Origin of the sequence: Halothiobacillus neapolitanus c2, assembly GCF_000024765.1 — a bacterium.
GTDB lineage: Bacteria > Pseudomonadota > Gammaproteobacteria > Halothiobacillales > Halothiobacillaceae > Halothiobacillus > Halothiobacillus neapolitanus.
In genome coordinates this window covers 1,485,360-1,508,589 of record NC_013422.1, presented here as the reverse complement: position 1 = coordinate 1,508,589, position 23,230 = coordinate 1,485,360, and the positions used below count along the sequence as shown (strand labels likewise).

Here is a 23,230-nt window from a genome sequence, read left to right as displayed (position 1 = left end):
TTTCGAGCTTGCCTTATGTGATCGTCTTGCGTGCGAGACATCCATGTCCCGTCTTATCAGGTTGCTGAATCGAGTATTTCAGCAGCCTGATAATCGAACCCACTCAACCATCAATACTGAAAATACGAGGTACGAATCATGAGCACCATCGAAGACATTGAACTTGAACATCATCGGGCGCAAATGCTCCACGACATGCGGTCGTTGGTTGAAAAATATCGGGCCATATTCGATTGGGATGTTCCGGGTGTGAACCAGGCGGAGGCTGATCGACTGATTATTCAAGCCCTGCGCGATGCCCTCTCTGACGTCGCCTCGGATTTGCCGAGCGCAGCATCCAAATCGTAATCCCATACGGTTTTTTGGTGGTTTTCAGTTCTACAGATTACGGTTTAGGCACCGTTTGTTTTTAAAATCAATTAGATAGTTTCTGTTTACTCCTTTCCCGCTCAATCATCCTGCCGAAAAAAATTTCAGTAGGATGATTAATCTGCTAAACCAATAGCCTGCCATTTATTTTATTTGTGGCTGTTTCGGGTCCCACGTTTAGATTCATTTGTTCAGGAGATGCACGCTGATGACTGCTTCGAATTCAACCTCAATCGAACTTAAAACCATTCCGTACACATTGGATGATGTGACGATGCAAGGGGCGCTTGCTGTCGACGCCTCCAAACAGGGTCGTCGTCCTGCCGTTTTGGTCGTCCATGAATGGTGGGGGCGAAATGCGTTTTCCGATGATCGCGCAAAGGCATTGGCCAAGTTGGGTTATGTCGGCTTTGCTGTCGATATGTACGGCAACCATGCCCAAGCAGATAATCCGACCGAGGCATCAGCCTTGTCTTCGGCTATCGGGGGCAATCTGTCGTTGATGAAAGATCGATTCATGGCGGCGATTCATGCCCTGAAGCAGCAGCCCGAGGTTGATCCGGAACGCATCGCCGTCATCGGGTTCTGCTTTGGTGGGTCCGTGGCTCTGAGCATGGTGCGACAAGGTGTGCCGCTTCGCGCCGTGGCGGGATTCCATGCCGGGCTCAGCGGACTGGCGCCGATTGCCCATTCGCCGATCAACGTGCCGGTTCGGCTCTACATGGGCGGCAATGATCCGTTCGTCCCTACCGAGCAGGTTGACGCAACGGTTAAGGAAATGCGCGCAGCAGGAACGGATATCGAAGTCGTCACCTACCCGGACGCGAAGCATGCCTTTACCAATCCCGCCGCGACCCAGAAAGGCGAAACATTCAATCTGCCTCTGCAATACAACGAGCAGGCAGCGAACGATTCCTGGCATCAAATGGGCTCGTTTCTGGCTGACGCGTTCAAGGCGTGATGCCGCTGTGCAGGGTGTGATATTGAACGTCCCGCCGTGCACAATGACTGTGCTCAAAAAGCGCAGTTTTGCAGCAAATTAAGGCAGTTGTTCTTATGCTGATTTCTATGCTTTTTTGAATAACTATTGATTAAAGCATTGATATTTAATTGTTTTTTATCGTCGTCAAGTTGTCATATCAAGTTGGCATGATAATCGCTGTTAGATACATGCCACACGGGGCTTTTCTTCATAGAGCGTTCTACCCCGACGCACTTTGATTGAATCCTGCGTGGCAGCGTCTGACTCCTCCTGTTATTGTTGGGCACCCGTTTTGGGTGCCTTTTTTTTGCTTTGAGGAATGGGAATGACTGCTTTGGGCCCGTTGATGGTGGACGTCGCCGGTTTGACGCTGACGGATGCGGAGCGCACGCGCCTGATGAACCCCGCTGTGGGTGGTGTGATTCTATTTGCCCGCAACTTTTCCTCGACTGAACAACTGACAGCGCTGACAGCCGAAATTCGCGCCTTGCGCCACCCGCACCTATTGATTGCGGTCGATCAGGAAGGCGGGCGTGTCCAGCGGTTCCGGGATGATGGTTTTATCCACCTGCCGCCGATGGGGCGGCTCGGCGCCTTGTTTAAACATGATCGTCAAGCGGGCTTGGAAGCTGCCAAAAGTCTGGGCTGGTTGATGGCCGTACAACTGCGCATGGCGGGCGTGGATTTGAGTTTTGCGCCGGTGCTGGATCTGGATCGCGGTGTCAGTGGCGTGATTGGCGACCGTGCTTTTTCCCGTGATCCCGCTTCGATCATTGCGTTGGCTGTCGCCTGGATTTCTGGCATGAAGGAAGCGGGTATGGCTGCCGTTGGCAAGCATTTTCCCGGTCATGGCTCTATTGCTGAAGATTCGCATATTGCCCATCCGGTCGACCATCGGGCTTTGTCCACGATCGAGCGCGATGACCTCAGACCTTTTGTTGCCATGATCGAGCGTTTTATACCCGCCCTGATGATGGCGCATGTGGTTTATCCTAAAATCGATGCATTGCCCGCGGGTTTTTCCAAGGTCTGGGTGCAGGATCTCTTGCGCAAACGTTGGCAGTATCAGGGCGCCGTGTTTACCGACGACCTCACCATGGCCGCTGCTTCCGTCGCCGGTGACATTGGTGCGCGCGTGGATGCGGCGCTGGCCGCCGGTTGCGATATGGCATTGATCTGCAATCATCCACAATGGGTTGATCAATTGTTGACCCACCGAAAATTTACCGCCGATCCCCTGCGCGAGGTGCGTTTGGCTCATCTCATGGGGCACGGTCCGGTCCCATCGCCCAATCGTTTTTTGCACGACCACCGCACGGCCACGGCAAAAGCCTGGGTTGAGCGACTCCAGAATGCGTCATTCGGAGATGAGCGGGCGGCCGCCGAGGACGGTTGGTTTTTGAACGAGGAGTAAGGACGAATGACTCAAGAATTATCGCTTGTCAGCGCAGCACGTACGCGGGCGGCCGAATTGAATGAACTGTTTGCCACCTGCGATTGCCTGGTCGATGCCGAGACCATGCAGGCGGTTTATGCAAGGCTTGCGGATCAAATCACACACGTGTTGCATGATCGACTGCCCGTCGTGCTGGCGGTCATGAATGGCGGTCTGATCCCCGCCGGTGCCTTGCTTTCGCGTCTGAATTTCCCGCTGGAGATCGGTTATGTCCACGCCACGCGCTATCGTGGCGAAACGCAGGGCGGGGCGCTTCAGTGGCTGGCCCTGCCACAAATTCCCCTGGCCGAACGGGAAGTGCTGATCATCGACGATGTATTCGATGAGGGCGTGACGCTCAAATCCATCGCCGCCAGTTGCTGCGATGCGGGCGCCACGCGCGTCTGGGTGGCCGTGGCGACAAACAAGGTACACGATCATAAAGTCAGCGATTTCTTGCCGGACTTTGTCGGCATCGACGTGCCGGATCGATTCATTTTGGGCGAAGGGCTCGATTACAACGGTTTTTTCAGAAATGTTCAGGGTATCTACGCCCTGCCACAGGAGAATTGAGGCATGCAACTGGCGATCATTGGCGGCACGGGGTTGAGCGAACTGGAGGGCTTGGATACGCTGCGGCATCAGGTGATTTCCACACCATTCGGCGAACCTTCCGGGCCATTGACGATCGGTCGTCTGGCCGGTTGTGATGTCGTGTTCCTGCCCCGGCATGGTTATAACCACCGAATCCCGCCGCATGCCATCAATTATCTGGCAAACATGTGGGCGCTGCGCGAACTGGGCGTTAAACACGTTCTGGCCGTATCGTCGGTAGGCGGGATCACGGAGCAAATGCAGCCGGGCACGCTTTGTGTGCCGGATCAGATCATCGATTATACCTGGGGGCGGCCAAGCACCTTCTTTGAATCGGATCTCGAATCCGTGACCCATGTCGATTTCAGTTACCCCTATCATCAGCCCTTGCGAGAAGGATTATTGCGTGCAGGAAAATCGCTGGATATTCCGCTGATCGACGGCGGGACTTATGGCGCGACTCAAGGCCCGCGATTCGAAACAGCCGCTGAGATTCGCCGATACGAACAGGATGGGTGCGATGTCGTCGGCATGACGGGGATGCCCGAAGCGGTGCTGGCGCGTGAGTGCGACATGCTCTATGCAAGCCTGAATGTAGTCGGGAATCGAGCAGCCGGAAAAAATGGCGGCGGGCCGGTCGATTTGCATTTCGTTAGCCAGACCATCAGTACGGCCATGCAAGATGTCCGGCGATTGTTTGTTCACCTGCTGCAAACACGTGATTGTGCTGTGTGCGGAGAGGGTGAGTAATCCTGCTTTCATTCGTACGATGCAAAAACCGGTAATGATGCGTAAAATGCCTACCCTGTTTTTTATTTACTACCGGTGCTGCTTGTATGGCGGCTGGCATTGTTTTACCTAAACCGAGAATTCTTTTCCCATGTCGCAAGCTCAACCCACAGCACACCGCCCATCTCAACGTTATGACGGCTTGATCGACCGCTATCGAGATCGTCTTCCGGTTTCCGATACCACCCCGATCATCAGCCTCGGTGAAGGCAACACGCCCCTGATTCGTTTGAACAATATCCCACGTGTTCTGGGTTGTTCGCTTGATATCTACGTCAAATACGAAGGTTTGAATCCAACGGGTTCTTTCAAGGATCGCGGCATGACCATGGCGGTTACCAAAGCGGTTGAAGCCGGTTCCAAAGCGGTCATTTGCGCCTCAACCGGCAATACATCGGCTTCTGCCGCGGCCTATGCCGCCCGTGCAGGCATCACGGCATTCGTCCTGATCCCCGACGGCAAGATCGCCATGGGTAAGCTGGCACAGGCGATGATGTACGGTGCGACCACATTGCAGATTCGTGGCAATTTCGATGATGGGATGCGTCTGGTCAAGGAAGTCGCAGACCATGCGCCGGTCACCATCGTGAACTCGGTCAACCCGTTCCGCCTGCAAGGCCAGAAGACGGCCGCATTCGAAATTATTGAAGAGCTCGGTCGTGCGCCGGATTTCCACTGCCTGCCTGTGGGTAATGCCGGCAACATCACGGCACATTGGATCGGTTACTGCGAAAGCTCTGCATCGCACGGTGACAATCTGACGGAATCCTGCGCGTTCTGCGATGGCAACTGCGCATTTGTCAAAGGCGCTGCCTGTACCAATCGGCCGAAGATGATCGGTTACCAGGCTTCGGGTTCCGCTCCATTCATTCGCGGCGCAATGGTCGATCATCCGGAAACCCTTGCCACCGCAATTCGTATCGGACATCCGCAAAGCTGGGATCGTGCATGGAAGGTCATGAGCGAGTCCGGCGGCTGGTTTGCTGAAGTCACCGACACCGAAATTCTGGCTGCACAGCGCATGCTGACCATGCATGAAGGGATTTTCTGCGAACCGGCTTCTGCGGCTTCGCTGGCGGGTCTGATCAATGATGTCAAGGCAGGGAAGATCCCCGAAGGTTCAAGCGTAGTCCTGACTTTGACCGGCAACGGCCTCAAGGATCCGGACACGGCCATTGCTCAATGTCAGGGTGCGCAGGGCGATGTGGAAAAAGCCCGGATGCTGACCATTGATGCCAATCTGGATTCAGTTCGCAGCGCGATTCTCGGCTTTATGTAACGTCACGACCGTGTCACAAATTGACACGGTTCGAGGCGCTATTTATTGTTGATCCTTGTGCCTCGTTTTTTGCTCGGGCAATTGTTCGGGCGGTGGGCAGTTTAGTGCCTTATCCGCCACAGCTTTACTAAACTCGACTGGGCGAAACTCGATTGGGCAGCAGCTCGCTTGAGTGACACAAGCCTTTACTTTTCTACACTCTACTTTTTGATCTAGCAGGACTATCGTGAACGACCAATTCGCCCGTATCAATCGCCTACCACCCTACGTGTTTAATATTATTGGAGAATTGAAGGCGAAGGCGCGAGCGGCCGGCGAAGATATCATCGACTTCGGCATGGGCAACCCCGACCAACCGACGCCGCCGCATATCGTGGAGAAAATGATCGAAGCCGTCCGTCGGGGCGACACGCACCGTTACTCGCAGTCCAAGGGCATTCCGCGTCTGCGCAGAGCCATCGCAAACTGGTACAAGTCCCGGTATGACGTCGATATCGATCCGGAAAAAGAAGCGATTGTCACGATCGGCTCAAAAGAGGGTTTGGGGCATCTAGCCATGGCCACCATGTCGGCGGGCGACACGGTGCTCGTGCCCAATCCTGCGTACCCGATTCACCCCTACGGCAGCATCATCGCCGATGCGGATATTCGTCACGTGCGGCTCACGCCCGATGTCGATTTCTTCGAAGAATTGGAACGCGCCATCAAGGAAACCTGGCCCAAGCCGAAGATGCTGATTCTGAATTTCCCGGCTAACCCAACGGCGCAATGTGTTGAGCTTGATTTCTTCGAGAAAGTGGTGGCTATTTGCAAAGAAGCCGGTATCTGGATCGTGCACGATCTGGCCTACGCCGACATCGTGTTTGATGGCTACCGTGCGCCGTCGATTATGGAAGTGCCCGGCGCCAAGGATATTGCAGTGGAGTTTTTCACCCTGTCCAAAAGCTACAACATGCCGGGCTGGCGTGTGGGCTTCATGGTGGGTAATCCGACGCTGGTCAACGCACTGGCCCGGATTAAATCCTATTTCGATTACGGCACATTTACCCCGATTCAGGTGGCTGCAATTCTGGCCCTCGAAGGCGATCAGACCTGTGTTCGGGAAATCAGTGACATGTATCAGCGCCGCCGTGACGTACTGTGTGAGGGGTTGATCTCTGCGGGTTGGGATGTGGTTATACCGAAGGCGACGATGTTCGTCTGGGCGAAAATACCCGAGCAGTTCTCGCACATGAAGTCGCTTGAATTTACCAAACATCTGTTGGCGGAAGCCAAGGTGGCCGTTTCACCGGGTATCGGTTTTGGCGAGTACGGCGATGATCATGTCCGCTTCGGTCTGATTGAGAACGAACACCGTACCCGTCAGGCAATTCGTGGGATCAAAGCCATGTTCCGCAAGGAGGAGCTTCGCCGCGCGGAGCTTCAGGGTAAGCAGTCGGAGTCAGGTAAATGAGTGTGGGCGAAGTGACGAATGCCGATGCCGCCCTGCCGCCGTTGCGTGTCGGTTTGCTGGGTTTGGGCACGGTGGGTGGCGGCGTGGTCAATGTGTTGACGCGCAATGCAGAAGATATTGCGCGTCGTTCCGGGCGCCGCATCGATGTGGTTCATGCCTCGGCACGTAATCTGGGTGCGCCACGTATTTGCCCTCTGAATGGCATTTTGCTGACAACCAACCCGATGGATGTTGTCGAAAATCCGAATGTCGACGTCATTATCGAAGTTATGGGCGGAATGACCCCGGCTAGCATGCTGATTCGACGCGCGCTTGAGCTGGGCAAACCGGTCATTACCGCCAACAAGGCGCTGATTGCGCACGAGGGCAATGAACTGTTTGCTTTGGCGCAGGCCAAGGGAACCGTCGTTGCATTCGAAGCGGCGGTGGCGGGCGGCATTCCGATTATCAAGGCCATCCGTGAAGGTCTTGCGGGTAATCGGATCGAATGGCTTGCTGGCATCATCAATGGCACCGGTAATTTCATCCTTACGGCCATGCGCGATGAAGGCCGCAGCTTCAATGATGTGCTTGCCGAGGCGCAAAAACTCGGCTATGCCGAAGCCGATCCAACGTTCGATGTGGAAGGCATCGATGCTGCGCACAAGTTATCGATACTGGCGGCAATCGCCTTTGGCATGCCGCTTAAATTCGACAGTGTCTACACCGAAGGCATCAGCGCACTCAAAACCGAAGACGTTCGGTACGCGCGCGAGCTGGGGTACCAAATCAAGCACTTAGGCTTTGCTCGTCGCCATGAGAATGGCGTCGAGATGCGGGTGCACCCAACCTTGATCCCCGAGCGCCGATTGCTGGCCAACGTCGATGGCGTCAAGAATGCCGTTCTGGTTTGGGGCGATGCAGTCGGCCCAACGTTGTACTATGGCGCGGGCGCTGGGGCCGATCCGACCGCTTCTGCCGTTGTGGCTGATCTGGTGGATGTGGCACGCACATTAACAGCCGATCCGAATCACCGTGTGCCTCATCTGGCTGTGGTGCCCGATCAGGTGAGCGATCTTCCCATTCTTTCAATGGATGATATTCAAACCGGATACTACCTGCGTTTGACCGTACTGGATCAACCGGGTGTTCTGGCCAATATCGCCCGCACGCTGGCCGATTTCGGCATCAATATCGAAGCGATGATTCAGAAAGAGGCCAGCGACGAAACCTTGCATTTACCCATCGTGCTGCTGACGCACCCGATGCGAGAGGCCATAATGAATGATGCCATCGAGTCGCTTCAGGCACTCGACGAAGTTTGCGCGCCCATAGTTCGCCTTCGGGTTGAATCACTGGTTAGTTGAAATCCTGGGTACCCATTACGGTGAACGCATTGTTATTTTCTCTTGTGGCTTTTCGCCGATTGTTCTGGTCATCCCTTGTCTTGGTTGTGGCTGTCTCGCTCACGGCTTGTGGTGACCAAAAGTCCGAGGCGCAAGTCACCGGTCTACCCGACTTTTCTGCATTGGTGGCGGCCAATAATGCCTCCGTGGTCAATGTGAGTGCCATCGTCCCGTTGGCGGCCATGCCGGATACCTCAAATCAAGGTAGGAATGACAGCGAACTCAACCAGTTTTTCCGACAGTTTTTTGGCTTTAATGGTCCGGCGCCAGGTGGATCGACGCCTCAGGAACCCACGCCGCCGGTCGAGCCTGAATCTAGTAGCGGTTCGGGTTTCGTCCTGAGTCAGGATGGTGAAATCGTAACCAACGAGCATGTGATCGATGGCGCATCGCAAATTTACGTTCGGCTGGCGGATGGTCGTGAACTGAAAGCAAAGGTTCTCGGCAGCGATAAGGCCGGTGACATTGCGTTGCTCAAGATTGATGCCAAAGGGCTCAAGCCCGTCAAAATCGGTAATTCCGATCAAGTCAAACCCGGGCAATGGGCGGTGGCGATCGGCTCGCCTTTCGGGTTTGATCATTCCGTCACGGCTGGTGTCGTCAGCGCCAAGGGACGCTCGCTGCCGGGAGATGACAATCAGCGATATGTGCCGTATCTGCAGAGCGATGTTGCGATCAACCCGGGTAGTTCAGGTGGCCCACTGTTCAACGTCAAGGGTGAGGTCATTGGCATCAATGCGCAGATTCTCACGGAATCAGGTACTTACAATGGCCTGTCGTTCTCCATCCCGATCAATTACGCGTTGCAGGTGGTGGAACAATTAAAGCAGCACGGTACGGTTGATCGTGGCTTCCTGGGGGTTCAGATTCAGTCCCTGAACCGCGAGATGGCACAAGCCATGGGTCTTGACCGTGCCAAGGGTGCATTGGTGACCGGGTTCGTTTCAGGGTCGCCTGCCGAGCAATCCGCGCTGCAACCGGGCGATATCATCATTGCTGCCAATGGCCACCCGATTACGGAATCTGCCGACTTGCCGCAAACCATCGGTGTGCTCCCACCGGGAAGCGACGTGCGCCTTGAGGTGCTGACGAAAGGTAAGACGCACAACATATCAATAAAGCTGGCTGCGTTGCCTCAACATGCGCCGAGGCAGGTTCAGTCGATGAAATCTCATGATCTGATCGTTGAGGATTTCGGCCTGCTTTTGACGGACGATGGCGGCACGATTCGAGTCAAGGCCGTCGAGCCAAACAGCCCGGCCGCGAGATCGGGCCTGGCGGCTCAGGACATTCTGCTCACGCTCAATCAGCGCGCGTTGAATTCCTTGGATGCCGCACAAAATGCTTTCGAGTCAGCGCGTAAAGACAGGCCCAATGCCGTTCTTATGCGCCGTGGTGATCAACAGCATTACATTGCCCTCTCGCTTCAAGCCGACTGATTGGCGTTAATGAGAGATGGTGGCCTGAAGTAGTCTGGTTGCGGGCGCGGAGTAAAATTGGCCGAATCGGTTATACTTCGGCGCTTTGCGATGTACCTGTCGTATTTGCGGCATGTTCACCGGTATCTGTATTCCATGAGCGCTGCGTCGCGGTGCGCCCTTTAAAAACTATTGAGTAGAACCATGTCCGAACGGCTCTCGCTGATTCGTAATTTTTCGATTATCGCCCACATCGACCACGGTAAATCCACCTTGTCTGACCGCATTATTCAGTTGTGCGGTGGCTTGACTGCGCGTGAAATGGATGTGCAAGTGCTCGACTCCATGGATATCGAGCGGGAGCGCGGCATCACCATCAAGGCGCAAAGTGTATCGCTCGACTACACGTCTCGCAGTGGCAAGGTCTACCGTCTGAATTTTATTGATACACCCGGCCACGTGGATTTCTCGTATGAAGTTTCGCGCTCACTGGCGGCTTGTGAGGGTGCGTTGCTGGTGGTGGATGCCTCACAGGGTGTGGAGGCACAATCGGTTGCCAACTGCTATACGGCCATCGATCTTGGTCTCACCGTCGTGCCCGTGTTGAATAAGATTGATCTGCCGTCCGCCGAGCCCGAGCGCGTCAAGCAGGAAATCGAGGACGTCATCGGTATCGATGCAGAGCATGCCGTCCTCACTTCCGCCAAAACCGGGGTGGGAATCGAAGATGTTCTTGAGCGCCTGATCGAGGAGATCCCGGCACCCGTTGGTATTGAAGAAGGCCCGCTTAAGGCCCTGATTATCGATTCCTGGTTTGATAACTATGTCGGTGTGGTTGCGCTCGTGCGTGTCATCGACGGGGCAATCGTGCCGAAGCGCAAAATCAAGGCCATGGGCACGGGGGATATTTTCCAGGTCGAAAAAGTAGGGGTATTCACGCCCAAGACACTCCCGCGCGAAGGTCTTTATGCCGGTGATGTGGGGTTTGTGATCGCCGGGATCAAGAATATCGATTCGGCGAAGGTCGGCGATACCTTGACCGATGCTGAAAATGGCGCCACGGCAGCCTTGCCCGGTTTCAAGGAAATGCAGCCAAGGGTATTTTCCGGTTTGTATCCTGTCGAGGGTGAAGACTACGAAAATCTGCGCGAAGCCCTGCGAAAATTGCGACTCAATGACGCCGCCCTGCATTTCGAACCGGAAGTGTCGCAAGCACTTGGATTTGGCTTTCGCTGCGGATTCCTCGGTTTGTTGCATATGGAGATCGTTCAGGAACGCCTTGAACGGGAGTATGACCTCGATCTCATTACCACTGCACCGACGGTTGTCTATGAAATTGTAGAAAACGACGGTTCGACCTATCGCATTCATAACCCCGCCCAACTTCCTAATGTGAGTAATATCAAGGAACTGCGCGAGCCAATAATCGAGGCAAGTATTTTTTGCCCTGATGAATACGTTGGTGCGGTTATCGGGCTTTGCATCGAAAAGCGGGGCGTGCAGAAAAACCTGAGTTACGCCGGCAAACAGGTTACGCTTGTTTTCGAGTTGCCCTTGGGCGAAGTGGTGCTCGATTTCTTTGATCGGCTCAAATCAGTGAGCCGGGGCTATGCCTCGTTCGACTATAAGTTTGTCCGCTTTCAGGATGCCGATCTCGTCAAAATGGACATGCTGATCAACGGTGAAATCGTCGATGCCTTGTCGTTGATCGTGCATCGCAGTATCGCTCAAGGCCGTGGTCGGGATTTATCCGAGAAACTCAAGGAACTCATTCCGCAACAGATGTTCGAAGTGGCGGTGCAAGCGGCGATTGGCGCCAAAATCATTGCGCGCAGCACAGTAAAGGCCCTGCGGAAAAACGTATTGGCGAAATGTTATGGCGGGGACGTGTCTCGCAAACGCAAGCTGCTCGATAAGCAAAAGAAAGGCAAGAAACGCATGAAGCAGATCGGTCAGGTAGAAGTGCCACAAGAGGCATTCCTGGCTGTTTTGCAAATGGATGCCAACAAATAACATGAACCTCGAAAAACCCCTTCCATAGGGTTTTTCGAGGTGCACTAATACCGACTCGGGGAGAGTGATTTTGGATTTTACATTGATACTGGTGTTGGGCACCCTGATTTCGGGCTTGATCTGGCTGACTGATAGTCTGCTTTTCAAAAAGGCGCGGGTACGCCGTGCGGCTACGGGTGTGGTTGCCGATGGTTCGCCGGTTGTACTTCATGAACCGTTGTTGGTCGATTACGCGCGATCTTTTTTCCCTATTCTCCTTGTGGTTTTGGTTGTGCGTTCGTTCATTGTCGAACCATTCCGTATTCCATCAGGTTCGCTGATGCCCACTTTGCTGGTAGGTGATTTTATTCTGGTCAATAAATTCAGCTACGGCCTGCGTTTACCTGTGCTGGATACTAAAATCCTGCCCACATGGGAACCGAAGCGGGGTGATATTGCAGTATTTCGTTATCCCAATGATCCGAAAATCGACTACATCAAACGGGTAATCGGCGTTCCGGGTGATCATATTCGTGTCGAGGGCAATAAGCTCTGGGTGAACGGCACGCCCATTACCGAAACCTATGTTGGCGTTTATCCGGGTGATGATGGCATGCGCATGGCAGGAGCCACGGTTTATCGGGAAAACCTGCTTGGCGTGAAGCATGACGTTTTGTTCGAAAAGGATGGATACGAAAAGAACGGTGAGTGGGTTGTGCCGCCTCACGAATATTTTATGATGGGCGATAATCGTGACAACAGTAATGACAGTCGTTACTGGGGTTTTGTGCCTGAAGCCAACTTGGTGGGTAAAGCCTTCATGATTTGGTTGCATTGGGACTGGAAAGACGGCAAATTTGACGCCAGCCGTATCGGCAAGGGTATTCATTGATTTTTTGCATTTTGATTATTAATGGAAGAGGGATAGTTGCATGAAGCTTGATCACAGTACCGCCAGTCGTAAAAGCCAATCAGGTATGACCTTGATTGGCCTGATTATGTACGCATTTATTGCCTTTTTTCTGGCCATCCTGTTGATGAAGGTGGTGCCGCTTTATCTGACTGACCAGAAAATCAGCAGCATCTTTAAACAGCTTCAGACCTTTCATGGTGATGCGCAGCAAATTCGCAGCACGATCGATAAGCAGCTCGATATCAACGAGATTGACGACCGTATTCATGCCAAGGATTTCAAAATTACGCCATTCGGAAATGGTCTCAAAGTGACCTATGATTATGATGGCCGCGCTGATATTGTCGGCAACCTCTCTGTGGTGGCATCTTTTACGCACTCAGTGAATGTCAGCCCTTAAGCCGAGCAGCCCTTTTGTGACTGCGCCGGAGAAGCTGGCGCAACACATCGGTATCACCTTCGCCAGCCCCGAGCTTCTTGAGATGGCGCTCCGCCACCGCTCGGCTGGCAACATGAATAATGAACGCCTTGAGTTTCTCGGTGATGCGGTACTCAATCTGGTGATTGCCAATCAACTCTACACGATGCATTCAAAGGCAACGGAAGGCGAACTTTCACGTTGGCGGGCGAGCCTTGTGCGAGAAGAGAGTCTTGCCGTCATTGCTCGGGAGCTGGATTTGGGAAGCTATCTTGTTCTTGGGCCGGGCGAACTGAAGAGCGGGGGCTTCCGCCGCGATTCTATTCTGGCGGATGCACTTGAAGCCACGATTGGCGCCGTGTATCTCGATCAGGGTTTTGATGTTGCACAGTCATTGCTGGTGCGCTTGTTTGAACGCATGTTGCAAGACTTGCCCGATGCCGCCAGCCTCAAGGATCCGAAAACGCGTTTGCAGGAGTGGTTACAGGGCAGCAAGCGCGAATTGCCTTCCTACGAAGTGACAACAATTCGTGGCCAGGCACACAAGCAAGTGTTCGAGGTGACCTGCACCTTGAGTGATACACAGCAAACAGCCGTTGGGCGTGGCAGTTCGCGGCGCAAGGCGGAGCAAGCAGCAGCTGAATCGATGTTTGAGGCGCTGAGCAAGACTCAACAAAAGCCCACTGGGCTGGGGCATTAAATGGAGCCTGTAGTTGCCTCAAGCATAGAAACGGGCAATCAACGATTCGGCCAGGTAGCGATTGTCGGTCGACCTAATGTCGGTAAATCGAGTTTGCTCAACCGTTTGGTCGGGCAGAAAATCAGTATCACGGCGCCCAAGCCCCAAACCACCCGACATCGGATAACCGGAATTCTGAGTGAGCCGCGTGGGCAGGTCGTCTTCGTTGATACCCCCGGCATTCATCAGGGTGGTAGCGACGCGCTCAATCGCCAGCTCAATCGCACGGCCCGCAGCGGTTTCGATGGCGTGGATCTGGTTCTGTTCGTCGTTCAATCCGGTCGATTCAATGAAGAAGATGCGGGTGTGCTGGAACTGATCCGGCAATCTGGTTTGCCGACGATCCTGCTGATCAACAAGATCGACCTGCTTCAAGACAAAACAGCGCTTTTCCCATTTTTGGCCCAGATGCAGACGCGCTTTGACTTTTTGGCGCTTTATCCGTTGTCTGCGCATCGAGACCGGGGCTTTGGTGGCTTGCTTGATCTGATTTTCAAACACCTGCCTTCGGGCGAGCCCATGTACGATCCGGATGAAGTGACCACCATCACGACGCGATTCATGGCTGCTGAGATTATCCGCGAAAAAATGGCGCGATTACTGCACGACGAGTTGCCCTACAAAACCACTGTGCTGATCGAGCGATTCAGCGAGGAACCCGATCTGACGGAAATCGACGCGGTCATTTATGTGGCGCGTGACAGTCAGAAAGGTATTGTCATTGGTTCTGGCGGCAAGAAACTCAAAGACATCGGTAGCCTCGCCCGGCATGATCTCGAGCAGATGTTGCAGACCAAAGTCATGCTGCGATTATGGGTTCGTGTGAGAGAGGATTGGGCCGATGATGAGCGTGCGGTTCAGTCGCTTGGCTATCAGCTGCCCGAGTAATTCGCTGCGCTTATTGGACCGATAGACATGACCCGTGCTTATGTGCTGCATACGCGACCCTGGCGGGATACCAGCCTGCTGGTCGAGTGGTTCACTGAAGACTTCGGTCGCCTCACCACGTACCAACGTGGCGCGCGAAACCGGGGCAAAAAATCTCCGCTCAGACCGATGGCCTTTCAATGCCTGCACATGATGCTGGTCGGTCGTGGTGACATGAAAACTGCCACGCAGATCGAGTCGGCGGGGCGGGCGCATCTTCTGCAAGGTCAGTCGCTTGCCGTCGGGTTTTATTTGAACGAATTGCTGATGCGCGCGTTACATCGGCAAGAGCCTGCGCCGGTATTGTTTGATATTTATGCACGGCATCTGGCCGAGTTGGCTGGCCCGTCTGTTGATTTCGGTACGGTTGTGCGTGGTTTTGAGCGTGATTTGCTGGCCGAGTTGGGTGTGGGGATCGATTGGCAGTCGACCGCTGATACTCAAGAGCCGATTGATCAGCAGGCACAGTATTGGTTGGCGCCCGAAGAGGGGATTTTGCAACACCGGGGGCGAGGGTATCCTGTCGCCGGCAATATATTGAAGGCCATTGCGGACAATCAAACACTTGCCGATGCAGGGGATCGTCGTCAGGCTCGTAACCTGCTTCAGAGCCTGTTGGCTCCTCATGTTGGTTCGGCCCCGTTTAACAGCAGGGCTTTGTGGCGGACGCAGCCCCAATCTGGCCAGAGCGAACAAATCCTGAGCACAGAATAATCAAACTATATTTATTTAATCGGGCGCTCAATGACGTGGGTAATGGCGCCCAGAACCTCAGTTAAAAGGATACACATCAATGACCAACCGATTGACTGCACAGCTTCCCCTGTTGGGTCTGAACATCGACCATGTTGCGACCTTGCGGCAGGCGCGCGGAACCACTTACCCCGACCCAGTTCATGCCGCGTTGCTCGCCGAGCAGTCAGGGGCAGATAGCATCACGTTGCACTTGCGCGAAGATCGTCGACATATCCAGGATCGCGATGTGCTCCGTTTGCGTGATATGTTGCAAACGCGCATGAACTTGGAGATGGCCGTCACCGAAGAGATGATCGAGTTTGCGTGTCTGGTCAAACCTCATGATTGCTGTCTGGTGCCGGAAAAACGCGAAGAGCTGACGACAGAAGGCGGGCTGGATGTGGCCGGTCAGATTGAACGCATCTATTCTGCCTGTGACCGATTGAGAGCAGCCGGAATCCGGGTGTCGTTATTCATTGATGCCGATCCACGGCAGATCGATGCGGCCGTGGCCTGTGAGGCACCCGTCATCGAACTGCATACGGGGCATTATGCGGACACGATGGATGATGCGGGTCAGAAGCAGATTTTGAACGACATCATCCGTTCGGCACGAGATGCGACAGACGTTGGTTTGCAAGTTAATGCGGGCCACGGTCTGCATTACCACAACGTGCAGGCCATTGCGGCCATTCCTCAGATAGAGGAATTGAACATCGGGCACGCCATCATCGCCCGCTCGATCTTTACGGGTCTGCCACAAGCGGTCGCGGACATGAAAAAACTGATGCGTGAAGCCCGGATGGGCTGATCCTTTCCATGATTCTTGGCCTTGGCACCGATTTGGTGGAGATTGACCGTCTGGCAAAGAGTTATGCCCGGCATGGAGATCGTCTGGTTTATCGTATTTTGGGCCTATCGGAGCGGGTTGCCGCCCCGGCGAGTGAATCCCCACGATTTGCAGCCTGGCTAGCCAAGCGGTTTGCAGCCAAGGAAGCGGCTGTCAAAGCAATGGGTACCGGCTTTAGCGGCGGTATTTCCCTGCATGAAATTCAAACCATTCATGACGCACGTGGTGCGCCTCGACTCATTTTTAGTGGTCTGGCGCAACAACGTCTGGATGAGATGGGGGCAGTTCGGGTGCATTTGAGCATCAGCGACGAACGATCACACGCGCTGGCATTTGTGGTCATCGAGGGCGGCAATCAATGAGCCGCACTTGCAACCCTGCGTTCAAAGCATTTCACTTCAGGTGCAGGCAAGTTTCCCCCGAGAAAATCCTTGATCGATTCTGGCGCATTGCCCCCGAATAAAGCCGTTTAGGTTGCGAGCATTGTTATGGGTCAAGAAACCCCGTATAATCCGCGCCTCGTTTCTCCTGCCTGACCGTTACGCATACGGCAGGCTGCTTTTTTATCCATCCACAGGAGTTCACTATGCGTCACTATGAAATCGTGTTCATGGTCCACCCGGATCAAAGCGAACAAGTCCCTGCCATGATCGAGCGTTATCGCGGCATCATCGAAACATCCGGCGGCACCGTTCACCGTCTGGAAGACTGGGGCCGCCGTCAACTGGCATACCCCATCAACAAGCTCGTCAAAGCACACTATGTGATGATGAACGTTGAGGCGTCACAAGCCGCGGTAGCCGAACTCGAAGAAGCGTTCCGTTTCAACGATGCCGTGCTGCGTCACCTGACCAGCCGTATGGAAGAGGCCGAAACCGAGCCGTCCATCATCATGCGTGAGCGTGATAACGAACGCCGTCCACGTCGCCGTGATGACGAGCAGGATTCAGGCCGTTTTGATCGCGATGACGACGATCAAGCCGAACAAGAAGAACAAGTCGAAGCAAGCGAATAAGCCAGCTTTACCAGTTTAGGGGATTACACCATGTCACGTTTTTTCCGTCGTAAGCGTTTTTGCCGATTCACCGCCGAAAATGTCAAACAGATCGATTACAAAGATCTCGATACCTTGAAACAATACCTCACCGAAACCGGCAAGATTGTGCCTGCGCGCGTCACCGGTACGGCCGCACGTTATCAGCGTCAACTCCAGACAGCGATCAAGCGTGCACGCTTCCTCGCGTTGCTGCCCTACACTGATCGTCACTGATCGGTTCGACCTGTATAGGAACACATCATGCAAGTTATTTTGTTGAATAAAGTCGAAAACCTCGGCACCTTGGGCGATATCGTCAATGTGCGTGCCGGTTATGCGCGTAACTTCCTTATTCCTTACGGTAAAGCGAAGGCCGCAACCAAAACCAATATGGCCGAGTTTGAAGCCCGTCGTGCTGAACTCGAAAGCCAAGCTGCCGCTGAATTGGCCGCTGCCGTGGCACAAGCCGAGAAACTGGCTGAGGCAATGGTCACCATTGCTGTGAAAGCAGGCGCGGAAGGCAAACTGTTTGGTTCTGTCGGAACGGTTGAAATTGCACAAGCTGTTTCTTCTGCTTACGGCGTGTCCATCGAAAAGCGTCAAGTGCGCTTGTCTACAGGTGCTTTACGCTCTGTGGGTGAATTTGAAGTGCCTGTGCATCTGCACACCGATGTCAATGCAATCATTAAAGTGGTTGTAGTCGGCGAAGAATAAGCGATCGTCCCGCTTCACTCGTAAAAAACCCCGCGTCTTCCGCGGGGTTTTTTGTTTCGAGGACACATCGGGTCATCTATTGAGTCGAGTGATTTCTCAACTCTTTTCACTGACAATGATGGCTGTATGACGTTCGAGCTTACCCGGACCGGTAAACGCTTCCTTCGGTAAGGGGTTCTGGTGCGCAATCTTGAAATCATCGCTACCAACCCAGTTCTCGAAAGCTGCTTTATCCTGCCAGTGCGTCAAAACGATGTAGACACCGTCTTCGCTATCGGGACGCAGGATTTCCATGCGTACAAAGCCGGGTTGGAGATCGACCTGTCCGGCGCGCGCACGAAAGCGCTCTTCAAAGGCATCGTGCCATTCGGCAGCAACAGGTACTCGGTTGGCCACTACATACATCGGATTCGCTCCTCGATTGTTGATGTTGACTGAATTTAATCTAAAGGTAGAGTCATTACTGCTGCCCCGGTTCCCTTTCCGTCTTGATCTGATTGGGCGCTTTGATGAGCAGAACGATCAGGGCGGCGAGCATGGATGAGCCAAGTACGAACAGGTGAAGGTTGAGTGCTGCCGTTAATGAGTTCGCCGCATCCAGGCCAAAAGGCTGAAGAGCAACCATGACGCCCGCTTCAAAGGTACCGAACCCGCCGGGCGCGTGGATGGGCAATACAGTGGTCAGATCACCGCCAATGGCCCCCGCAAGCGCGGCCGCCAGTCCAAGCGGAGCGAGGTGTGCCAACACCCACGCCAGTGTGACGAGCTTGATCAGCCAGTTTGCCCATGTCCAACCGAGTGCGGCCAGAAAATGAGCGACGGAATGGGGAAGACTATCCACACTGCTGAGCAGGCGACTTCGCCATTTACCGTCCGGGCGGGCCGCAATAATCTGCCGTACACGCCGACGGGCGAGGTACACCAATAACGGCGCTGGCAGGAGGATGATCACGAGGATCACCCACGCATCCGGTAATCCCATGCCCCCTATCGCTGCCAGTAAACCGATCAGAACGATTGCCTGAAGATCAAGTAGTCGAAACCAGAGCAGTACCGGTACGGTGCGTGCGGCGGGCAATGTGAAATAGCGCTGCATCAGCACAGGGAAGCTGATTTCACCCGTTCTCATGGGTAGAAAGTTATTCAGTAGGATGTGCCATGTGGATAGTTTCAGCGTGGGCCAGAATTGCCCGCGTAATTCGTTAATGAAGTATCTTTGAATGCGCAAAGCGCGTAGCGCGTAGCTCAGTACCATCAGTATCAAAGCCAGGCTGAGTGCGGGTATAGAGATCAGTCGCCAGGGTGCCAGTAGTTTATCCGGCCCGATCCAGACGATCACTCCGGTCAGTGCAGAGAGCGCCAAAATCCACATGAGCAGCATTTTTAGTCGGGGGGCGATAGATGAATGTGCAGATGATGTCATGTGGCGCTGCGAGAGAGGGCTGGATTAGGCATAATACGCGCTCACTATCCGTCCGTCATATGTGCGCGGCGTTGGTTGCGAATGTTGCTCCAAAAAATTGTTCCGGAATATTGTTTAGGGGAGAGCCGGTTGAATGAGTGCCGTGATTTTCCATTTGATTGATGATCCCGACACCGAAGCCTTTTGGTTTCATGCAGCGGAGCTGTGCGCCCAGGCTGCCCAGGCTGAGCACATGGTCTATGTGGTCTGTGCCAATCTCGCGCATGTGGAAAGTTTTGATGATTATCTATGGGGATACAAACCCGATGCGTTTGTGCCGCACACGGCCGACCCTGAAGACATTGCTCACGCGCCGATTTTCCTGGGTGTGGATGTGGCGGCCGGTGGTTTTGACTACGTGATCAATCTTTCCGGCAAACCAATCGAGCGCGTTGCCGATCGAATTCAACTGGATGAGCTTGTGGATGCCAATCCTGCCAACCGAGAGGCCGCCCGCGCACGCTGGCGAGATTATCAAGCCGCCGGTGTTAAACCGGTTCATCGGCAGATTACCCAAGTGCAGCGAGACGAACTTTGAACACAGTGCGCCCTAAGATTAAGTATATAATTTAAGTTGATGATATAAATGGAAAAAACCTACAATCCTGCCGAGATCGAAGCCCCTTGTTATGCGCGCTGGCAAGCGGGAGGCTACTTCTCTCCCGATGCCAGTCTGCCCGCCGATGCACCGAATTATTGCATCATGCTGCCGCCGCCGAATGTGACCGGCCGCTTGCACATGGGTCATGCCTTTCAGGATACCTTGATGGACATGCTCACCCGTGTCCACAGGATGCAGGGCGAACGTACGCTCTGGCAACCCGGCACGGACCATGCGGGCATTGCCACGCAAATGGTGGTGGAGCGTCAGCTCGAGGCCGAGGGCAAAACGCGGCATGATCTGGGCCGCGAGGCATTCACCGAGCGCGTCTGGCAATGGAAAAGCGAATCGGGCGGGTTTATCACTGAACAGATGAAACGCCTGGGCGCATCCTGCGACTGGTCACGCGAGCGCTTCACCATGGATGATGGTTTGTCCGATGCGGTGCGCGAAGTTTTTGTGCGCTTGTTTGAAGATGGGCTGATTTATCGCGGTAAACGGCTGGTGAACTGGGACCCGGTCTTGCATACCGCCGTATCCGATCTTGAAGTCATCAGCGAAGAAGAAACCGGCCACCTGTGGCATCTGCGTTATCCGCTCACCGATGGCGGTGGTCATTTGATCGTCGCCACTACGCGGCCAGAAACCATGCTGGGCGATACCGCCGTGGCCGTTCATCCGGAAGATGAGCGGTATAAACATCTGATTGGCAAAACTATTACCTTGCCGCTGGTGGGGCGAGAGATTCCGATCATCGGTGATGATTATGTCGATCCGGCCTTCGGCTCGGGCTGCGTGAAAATCACGCCTGCGCATGATTTCAACGATTATGCCGTCGGACAACGACACAACCTGCCCAAAATCAACGTGTTGACCATCGATGCGCGGATTCGCGAACTGCCGGAAATTATCGGCGGTGAAGAGGAGGGCGCCTTGCCTGCTCACTACGCAGGTCTGGATCGCTATGAAGCCCGTGATCGCATCATCCATGATTTCAAAGAACTCGATTTATTGGAAAAGATCGACGATCACAAGCTCATGGTGCCGCGCGGCGACCGCAGTGGCGCGGTGATCGAGCCGATGCTGACCGACCAATGGTTCGTCGATTTGACCCGCGAAACTCAGGACGATGGCCGTCCCGGTGGGCTGGCCGCCATTACGCGCCCAGCGCTTGAGGCCGTGCGCGGCGGCGATATCAAGTTCGTGCCGGAAAACTGGTCGAACACCTATTATCAATGGCTTGAGAATATTCAGGACTGGTGCATCAGCCGCCAGATCTGGTGGGGGCACCGGATTCCTGCGTGGTATGACGCGTCGGGCAGGGTGTATGTCGGGCGAGACGAAGCCGAAGTTCGGGCGAAATACGATCTGGAAAACACAGTGGTTTTAACGCAGGAAAATGACGTACTCGATACCTGGTTCTCATCTGCACTCTGGCCGTTTTCCACCTTGGGCTGGCCGCAGAACACACAGGAACTGGCGTATTTTTACCCTACTAGTGTGCTGGTCACCGGCTTTGACATCATCTTTTTCTGGGTCGCGCGGATGGTGATGATGGGCAAGTACTTCATGGGCGATGTGCCGTTTCGTGAGGTGTATGTGCATGGCCTGATTCGAGACGCGCAAGGGCAGAAAATGTCCAAATCCAAGGGTAACGTGCTCGACCCGATTGACCTGATCGATGGCATTGATCTCGAATCGCTGGTTGCCAAGCGCACGGCTGGCCTGATGCAGCCCAAAATGGCAGCGAAGATCGAAAAAGACACGCGCAAGGAGTTTGCCGATGGCATTCCCGCTTTTGGTACCGATGCCATGCGTTTTACCTTTGCTGCGCTGGCAACCACAGGGCGCGATATTCGCTTCGATTTGGGGCGCATCGAAGGTTATCGAAATTTCTGCAACAAACTGTGGAATGCCAGCCGTTTTGTGATGATGCAATGCGAAGATCAAGACACGGGCCTCACCGATGCACCGGTGACCTTGAGCGATGCGGACGAGTGGATTATCGGCCGTCTGCAACAGGTCGAGGCGGAAGTTGCCAAGCATTTTGCCGACTATCGCTTCGATCTGGCAGCCCAGACGCTGTATGAATTCACCTGGAACGAATACTGCGACTGGTATCTTGAGTTCACCAAACCAGCGCTCAAGGCAGACGATGAAGCCGCGCAGCGCGGCACCCGCCGCACCTTGGTGCGTGTGCTCGAAGCGCTTTTACGTTTGCTGCATCCGATTATCCCGTTCATCACCGAAACCATCTGGCAGCGCTTGGCGCCGATGGCATTGGTTGATGTGCAATCAACCGATAGCATCCTTGGCCGCCCTTATCCCGCATTTGACGAAAGCAAGATCAATACGCAGGCTATCGAGTCGGTCGAATGGCTGAAACAGGTCATTTTGGGTGTGCGCCGTATTCGTGCCGAAATGGACATTGCGCCCAGCAAGTCGCTCGACGTGCTGATAACGCATGCCACCGTTGAAGAGATCGCACGATTCGAGCGGTTTAGTGCGCTGCTGAATTCTGTCGGTCGGATTGGAAGTGTTACCGCATTGACCGCCCAAGAGGCCGTGCCCGAAGCGGCCATGGCACTGGTAGGTGAGTTGCAAATCCACATCCCGCTGGCTGGTTTGATCGACAAGCAGGCAGAACTTGCGCGACTCGATAGAGAAATCGAGCGGCTAACCAAGGAGCTGGAAAAAGCCAAAGCGAAACTCGCCAATCCGAAATTCGCCGACAAAGCCCCGCCCGCCGTGGTGCAGCAAGAACGCGAGCGGGAAACCAGCTTTCAGACGCAACTCCATGATTTGTCCGGTCAACGCGCGCGTATCAGCCAGATCAGCGGTTAATCCGACGTAAACAGCGAGGGCAGGGCAATGAGCACACCATCATGCAAGCTCTGTCTCTGCGGCTTTTTGCTGCTGATCGCCTCGGGGCTTGCTAGCTGCGCCGTCGTGTCCACAACTGCATCCGTGGTGGGCACGACAGTGTCTACTGCCGTTAGCGTGACCGGTTCCGCTGTGCGTATCGGCGCAGATGCGGCCTCGGCAGGCGTCCATGCGGTCACGTCCTCATCGGACGATAGCAATGGAGCCAATTAGAAAAGCATTGAGTCGTCCGGGATCGGACAGCTAATACTAAAAA

General features: G+C 54.3%; 25 protein-coding genes. 22 read left to right on the top strand and 3 right to left on the bottom strand.

Annotation, left to right across the window (positions count from 1 at the left end; genetic code table 11):
* Positions 1 to 138 precede the first annotated feature (138 nt).
* From HNEAP_RS07015 to rplI, 20 genes are all read left to right on the top strand, one after another.
* The gene (locus HNEAP_RS07015; protein ID WP_012824268.1) at positions 139 to 348 is read left to right on the top strand and encodes a hypothetical protein; all 210 of its coding nucleotides are present in this window, start codon (positions 139 to 141) and stop codon (positions 346 to 348) included.
* Positions 349 to 577: 229 nt separating this feature from the next.
* Positions 578 to 1,330, top strand: coding sequence for a dienelactone hydrolase family protein (locus HNEAP_RS07010; RefSeq protein ID WP_012824267.1), 753 nt, complete (start codon positions 578 to 580; stop codon positions 1,328 to 1,330).
* 346 nt (positions 1,331 to 1,676) lie between these two features.
* Complete coding sequence (gene nagZ / locus HNEAP_RS07005; protein WP_012824266.1) at positions 1,677 to 2,765, top strand: beta-N-acetylhexosaminidase; 1,089 nt, start codon at positions 1,677 to 1,679, stop codon at positions 2,763 to 2,765.
* Positions 2,766 to 2,771: 6 nt separating this feature from the next.
* Entirely contained in the window at positions 2,772 to 3,359 is a 588-nt protein-coding gene (locus HNEAP_RS07000; protein ID WP_012824265.1) for a hypoxanthine-guanine phosphoribosyltransferase, read from the top strand.
* A 3-nt stretch (positions 3,360 to 3,362) separates the two neighbouring features.
* Positions 3,363 to 4,130, top strand: coding sequence for an S-methyl-5'-thioinosine phosphorylase (locus HNEAP_RS06995; RefSeq protein WP_012824264.1), 768 nt, complete (start codon positions 3,363 to 3,365; stop codon positions 4,128 to 4,130).
* Positions 4,131 to 4,260: 130 nt separating this feature from the next.
* On the top strand, positions 4,261 to 5,448 hold the full coding sequence (thrC, locus tag HNEAP_RS06990) for a threonine synthase (protein ID WP_012824263.1): 1,188 nt from the start codon (positions 4,261 to 4,263) through the stop codon (positions 5,446 to 5,448).
* A 226-nt stretch (positions 5,449 to 5,674) separates the two neighbouring features.
* Positions 5,675 to 6,901 carry an alanine transaminase gene (gene alaC, locus HNEAP_RS06985; RefSeq protein WP_012824262.1) on the top strand — a complete coding sequence of 409 codons (1,227 nt, stop codon included), beginning with the start codon at positions 5,675 to 5,677 and terminating at the stop codon, positions 6,899 to 6,901.
* A 32-nt stretch (positions 6,902 to 6,933) separates the two neighbouring features.
* Positions 6,934 to 8,247 (top strand): homoserine dehydrogenase, encoded by a 1,314-nt coding sequence (locus HNEAP_RS06980; RefSeq protein WP_041600854.1) that lies wholly within the window; start codon positions 6,934 to 6,936, stop codon positions 8,245 to 8,247.
* A 20-nt stretch (positions 8,248 to 8,267) separates the two neighbouring features.
* Positions 8,268 to 9,725, top strand: coding sequence for a Do family serine endopeptidase (locus tag HNEAP_RS06975; protein ID WP_166635991.1), 1,458 nt, complete (start codon positions 8,268 to 8,270; stop codon positions 9,723 to 9,725).
* Between the two features lie 183 nt (positions 9,726 to 9,908).
* Positions 9,909 to 11,717 (top strand): translation elongation factor 4, encoded by a 1,809-nt coding sequence (gene lepA / locus HNEAP_RS06970; RefSeq protein WP_012824259.1) that lies wholly within the window; start codon positions 9,909 to 9,911, stop codon positions 11,715 to 11,717.
* Positions 11,718 to 11,781: 64 nt separating this feature from the next.
* The gene (lepB, locus tag HNEAP_RS06965) at positions 11,782 to 12,588 is read left to right on the top strand and encodes a signal peptidase I (protein WP_041600392.1); all 807 of its coding nucleotides are present in this window, start codon (positions 11,782 to 11,784) and stop codon (positions 12,586 to 12,588) included.
* A gap of 40 nt (positions 12,589 to 12,628) precedes the next feature.
* Positions 12,629 to 13,009, top strand: coding sequence for a DUF4845 domain-containing protein (locus HNEAP_RS06960; RefSeq protein ID WP_012824257.1), 381 nt, complete (start codon positions 12,629 to 12,631; stop codon positions 13,007 to 13,009).
* Complete coding sequence (gene rnc / locus HNEAP_RS06955) at positions 12,996 to 13,727, top strand: ribonuclease III (RefSeq protein WP_012824256.1); 732 nt, start codon at positions 12,996 to 12,998, stop codon at positions 13,725 to 13,727. The genes HNEAP_RS06960 and rnc overlap by 14 nt, the downstream gene beginning before the upstream one ends.
* On the top strand, positions 13,728 to 14,654 hold the full coding sequence (gene era / locus HNEAP_RS06950; RefSeq protein WP_012824255.1) for a GTPase Era: 927 nt from the start codon (positions 13,728 to 13,730) through the stop codon (positions 14,652 to 14,654). It abuts the gene before it with no gap.
* Positions 14,655 to 14,681: 27 nt separating this feature from the next.
* Positions 14,682 to 15,407 (top strand): DNA repair protein RecO, encoded by a 726-nt coding sequence (gene recO, locus HNEAP_RS06945; RefSeq protein ID WP_012824254.1) that lies wholly within the window; start codon positions 14,682 to 14,684, stop codon positions 15,405 to 15,407.
* Positions 15,408 to 15,486: 79 nt separating this feature from the next.
* Positions 15,487 to 16,239 carry a pyridoxine 5'-phosphate synthase gene (gene pdxJ / locus HNEAP_RS06940; protein WP_012824253.1) on the top strand — a complete coding sequence of 251 codons (753 nt, stop codon included), beginning with the start codon at positions 15,487 to 15,489 and terminating at the stop codon, positions 16,237 to 16,239.
* An 8-nt stretch (positions 16,240 to 16,247) separates the two neighbouring features.
* Complete coding sequence (gene acpS, locus HNEAP_RS06935) at positions 16,248 to 16,640, top strand: holo-ACP synthase (RefSeq protein WP_012824252.1); 393 nt, start codon at positions 16,248 to 16,250, stop codon at positions 16,638 to 16,640.
* 224 nt (positions 16,641 to 16,864) lie between these two features.
* On the top strand, positions 16,865 to 17,293 hold the full coding sequence (gene rpsF, locus HNEAP_RS06930; RefSeq protein ID WP_012824251.1) for a 30S ribosomal protein S6: 429 nt from the start codon (positions 16,865 to 16,867) through the stop codon (positions 17,291 to 17,293).
* Positions 17,294 to 17,323: 30 nt separating this feature from the next.
* Positions 17,324 to 17,548, top strand: a complete 225-nt coding sequence (gene rpsR, locus HNEAP_RS06925; RefSeq protein WP_012824250.1) for a 30S ribosomal protein S18 — start codon at positions 17,324 to 17,326, stop codon at positions 17,546 to 17,548.
* A gap of 27 nt (positions 17,549 to 17,575) precedes the next feature.
* The gene (rplI, locus tag HNEAP_RS06920) at positions 17,576 to 18,028 is read left to right on the top strand and encodes a 50S ribosomal protein L9 (RefSeq protein WP_012824249.1); all 453 of its coding nucleotides are present in this window, start codon (positions 17,576 to 17,578) and stop codon (positions 18,026 to 18,028) included.
* Positions 18,029 to 18,124: 96 nt separating this feature from the next.
* Here the strand turns inward: rplI and HNEAP_RS06915 are convergent, their stop codons facing one another.
* Both HNEAP_RS06915 and HNEAP_RS06910 read right to left on the bottom strand, forming a co-directional pair.
* Entirely contained in the window at positions 18,125 to 18,433 is a 309-nt protein-coding gene (locus HNEAP_RS06915; protein ID WP_012824248.1) for an antibiotic biosynthesis monooxygenase family protein, read from the bottom strand.
* Positions 18,434 to 18,488: 55 nt separating this feature from the next.
* Positions 18,489 to 19,451, bottom strand: a complete 963-nt coding sequence (locus tag HNEAP_RS06910; RefSeq protein ID WP_012824247.1) for a lysylphosphatidylglycerol synthase transmembrane domain-containing protein — start codon at positions 19,449 to 19,451, stop codon at positions 18,489 to 18,491.
* Positions 19,452 to 19,584: 133 nt separating this feature from the next.
* Between HNEAP_RS06910 and HNEAP_RS06905 the strand changes: the two genes are divergently transcribed.
* Entirely contained in the window at positions 19,585 to 20,028 is a 444-nt protein-coding gene (locus HNEAP_RS06905) for a DNA polymerase III subunit chi (RefSeq protein ID WP_012824246.1), read from the top strand.
* A 48-nt stretch (positions 20,029 to 20,076) separates the two neighbouring features.
* Entirely contained in the window at positions 20,077 to 22,935 is a 2,859-nt protein-coding gene (locus tag HNEAP_RS06900) for a valine--tRNA ligase (RefSeq protein ID WP_012824245.1), read from the top strand.
* Here the strand turns inward: HNEAP_RS06900 and HNEAP_RS06895 are convergent.
* Positions 22,932 to 23,183 (bottom strand): hypothetical protein, encoded by a 252-nt coding sequence (locus tag HNEAP_RS06895; protein ID WP_155802518.1) that lies wholly within the window; start codon positions 23,181 to 23,183, stop codon positions 22,932 to 22,934. The genes HNEAP_RS06900 and HNEAP_RS06895 overlap by 4 nt on opposite strands.
* Between the last annotated feature and the right edge of the window lie 47 nt (positions 23,184 to 23,230).

Coding starts and splice junctions, on each gene's coding strand:
- HNEAP_RS07015 (WP_012824268.1), top strand. CDS start 139: ATGAGCACCATCGAAGACATTGAACTTGAACATCATCGGGCGCAAATG.
- HNEAP_RS07010 (WP_012824267.1), top strand. CDS start 578: ATGACTGCTTCGAATTCAACCTCAATCGAACTTAAAACCATTCCGTAC.
- nagZ (WP_012824266.1), top strand. CDS start 1,677: ATGACTGCTTTGGGCCCGTTGATGGTGGACGTCGCCGGTTTGACGCTG.
- HNEAP_RS07000 (WP_012824265.1), top strand. CDS start 2,772: ATGACTCAAGAATTATCGCTTGTCAGCGCAGCACGTACGCGGGCGGCC.
- HNEAP_RS06995 (WP_012824264.1), top strand. CDS start 3,363: ATGCAACTGGCGATCATTGGCGGCACGGGGTTGAGCGAACTGGAGGGC.
- thrC (WP_012824263.1), top strand. CDS start 4,261: ATGTCGCAAGCTCAACCCACAGCACACCGCCCATCTCAACGTTATGAC.
- lepA (WP_012824259.1), top strand. CDS start 9,909: ATGTCCGAACGGCTCTCGCTGATTCGTAATTTTTCGATTATCGCCCAC.
- HNEAP_RS06960 (WP_012824257.1), top strand. CDS start 12,629: ATGAAGCTTGATCACAGTACCGCCAGTCGTAAAAGCCAATCAGGTATG.
- rnc (WP_012824256.1), top strand. CDS start 12,996: ATGTCAGCCCTTAAGCCGAGCAGCCCTTTTGTGACTGCGCCGGAGAAG.
- era (WP_012824255.1), top strand. CDS start 13,728: ATGGAGCCTGTAGTTGCCTCAAGCATAGAAACGGGCAATCAACGATTC.
- recO (WP_012824254.1), top strand. CDS start 14,682: ATGACCCGTGCTTATGTGCTGCATACGCGACCCTGGCGGGATACCAGC.
- pdxJ (WP_012824253.1), top strand. CDS start 15,487: ATGACCAACCGATTGACTGCACAGCTTCCCCTGTTGGGTCTGAACATC.
- acpS (WP_012824252.1), top strand. CDS start 16,248: ATGATTCTTGGCCTTGGCACCGATTTGGTGGAGATTGACCGTCTGGCA.
- rpsF (WP_012824251.1), top strand. CDS start 16,865: ATGCGTCACTATGAAATCGTGTTCATGGTCCACCCGGATCAAAGCGAA.
- rpsR (WP_012824250.1), top strand. CDS start 17,324: ATGTCACGTTTTTTCCGTCGTAAGCGTTTTTGCCGATTCACCGCCGAA.
- rplI (WP_012824249.1), top strand. CDS start 17,576: ATGCAAGTTATTTTGTTGAATAAAGTCGAAAACCTCGGCACCTTGGGC.
- HNEAP_RS06915 (WP_012824248.1), bottom strand. CDS start 18,433: ATGTATGTAGTGGCCAACCGAGTACCTGTTGCTGCCGAATGGCACGAT.
- HNEAP_RS06910 (WP_012824247.1), bottom strand. CDS start 19,451: ATGACATCATCTGCACATTCATCTATCGCCCCCCGACTAAAAATGCTG.
- HNEAP_RS06905 (WP_012824246.1), top strand. CDS start 19,585: ATGAGTGCCGTGATTTTCCATTTGATTGATGATCCCGACACCGAAGCC.
- HNEAP_RS06900 (WP_012824245.1), top strand. CDS start 20,077: ATGGAAAAAACCTACAATCCTGCCGAGATCGAAGCCCCTTGTTATGCG.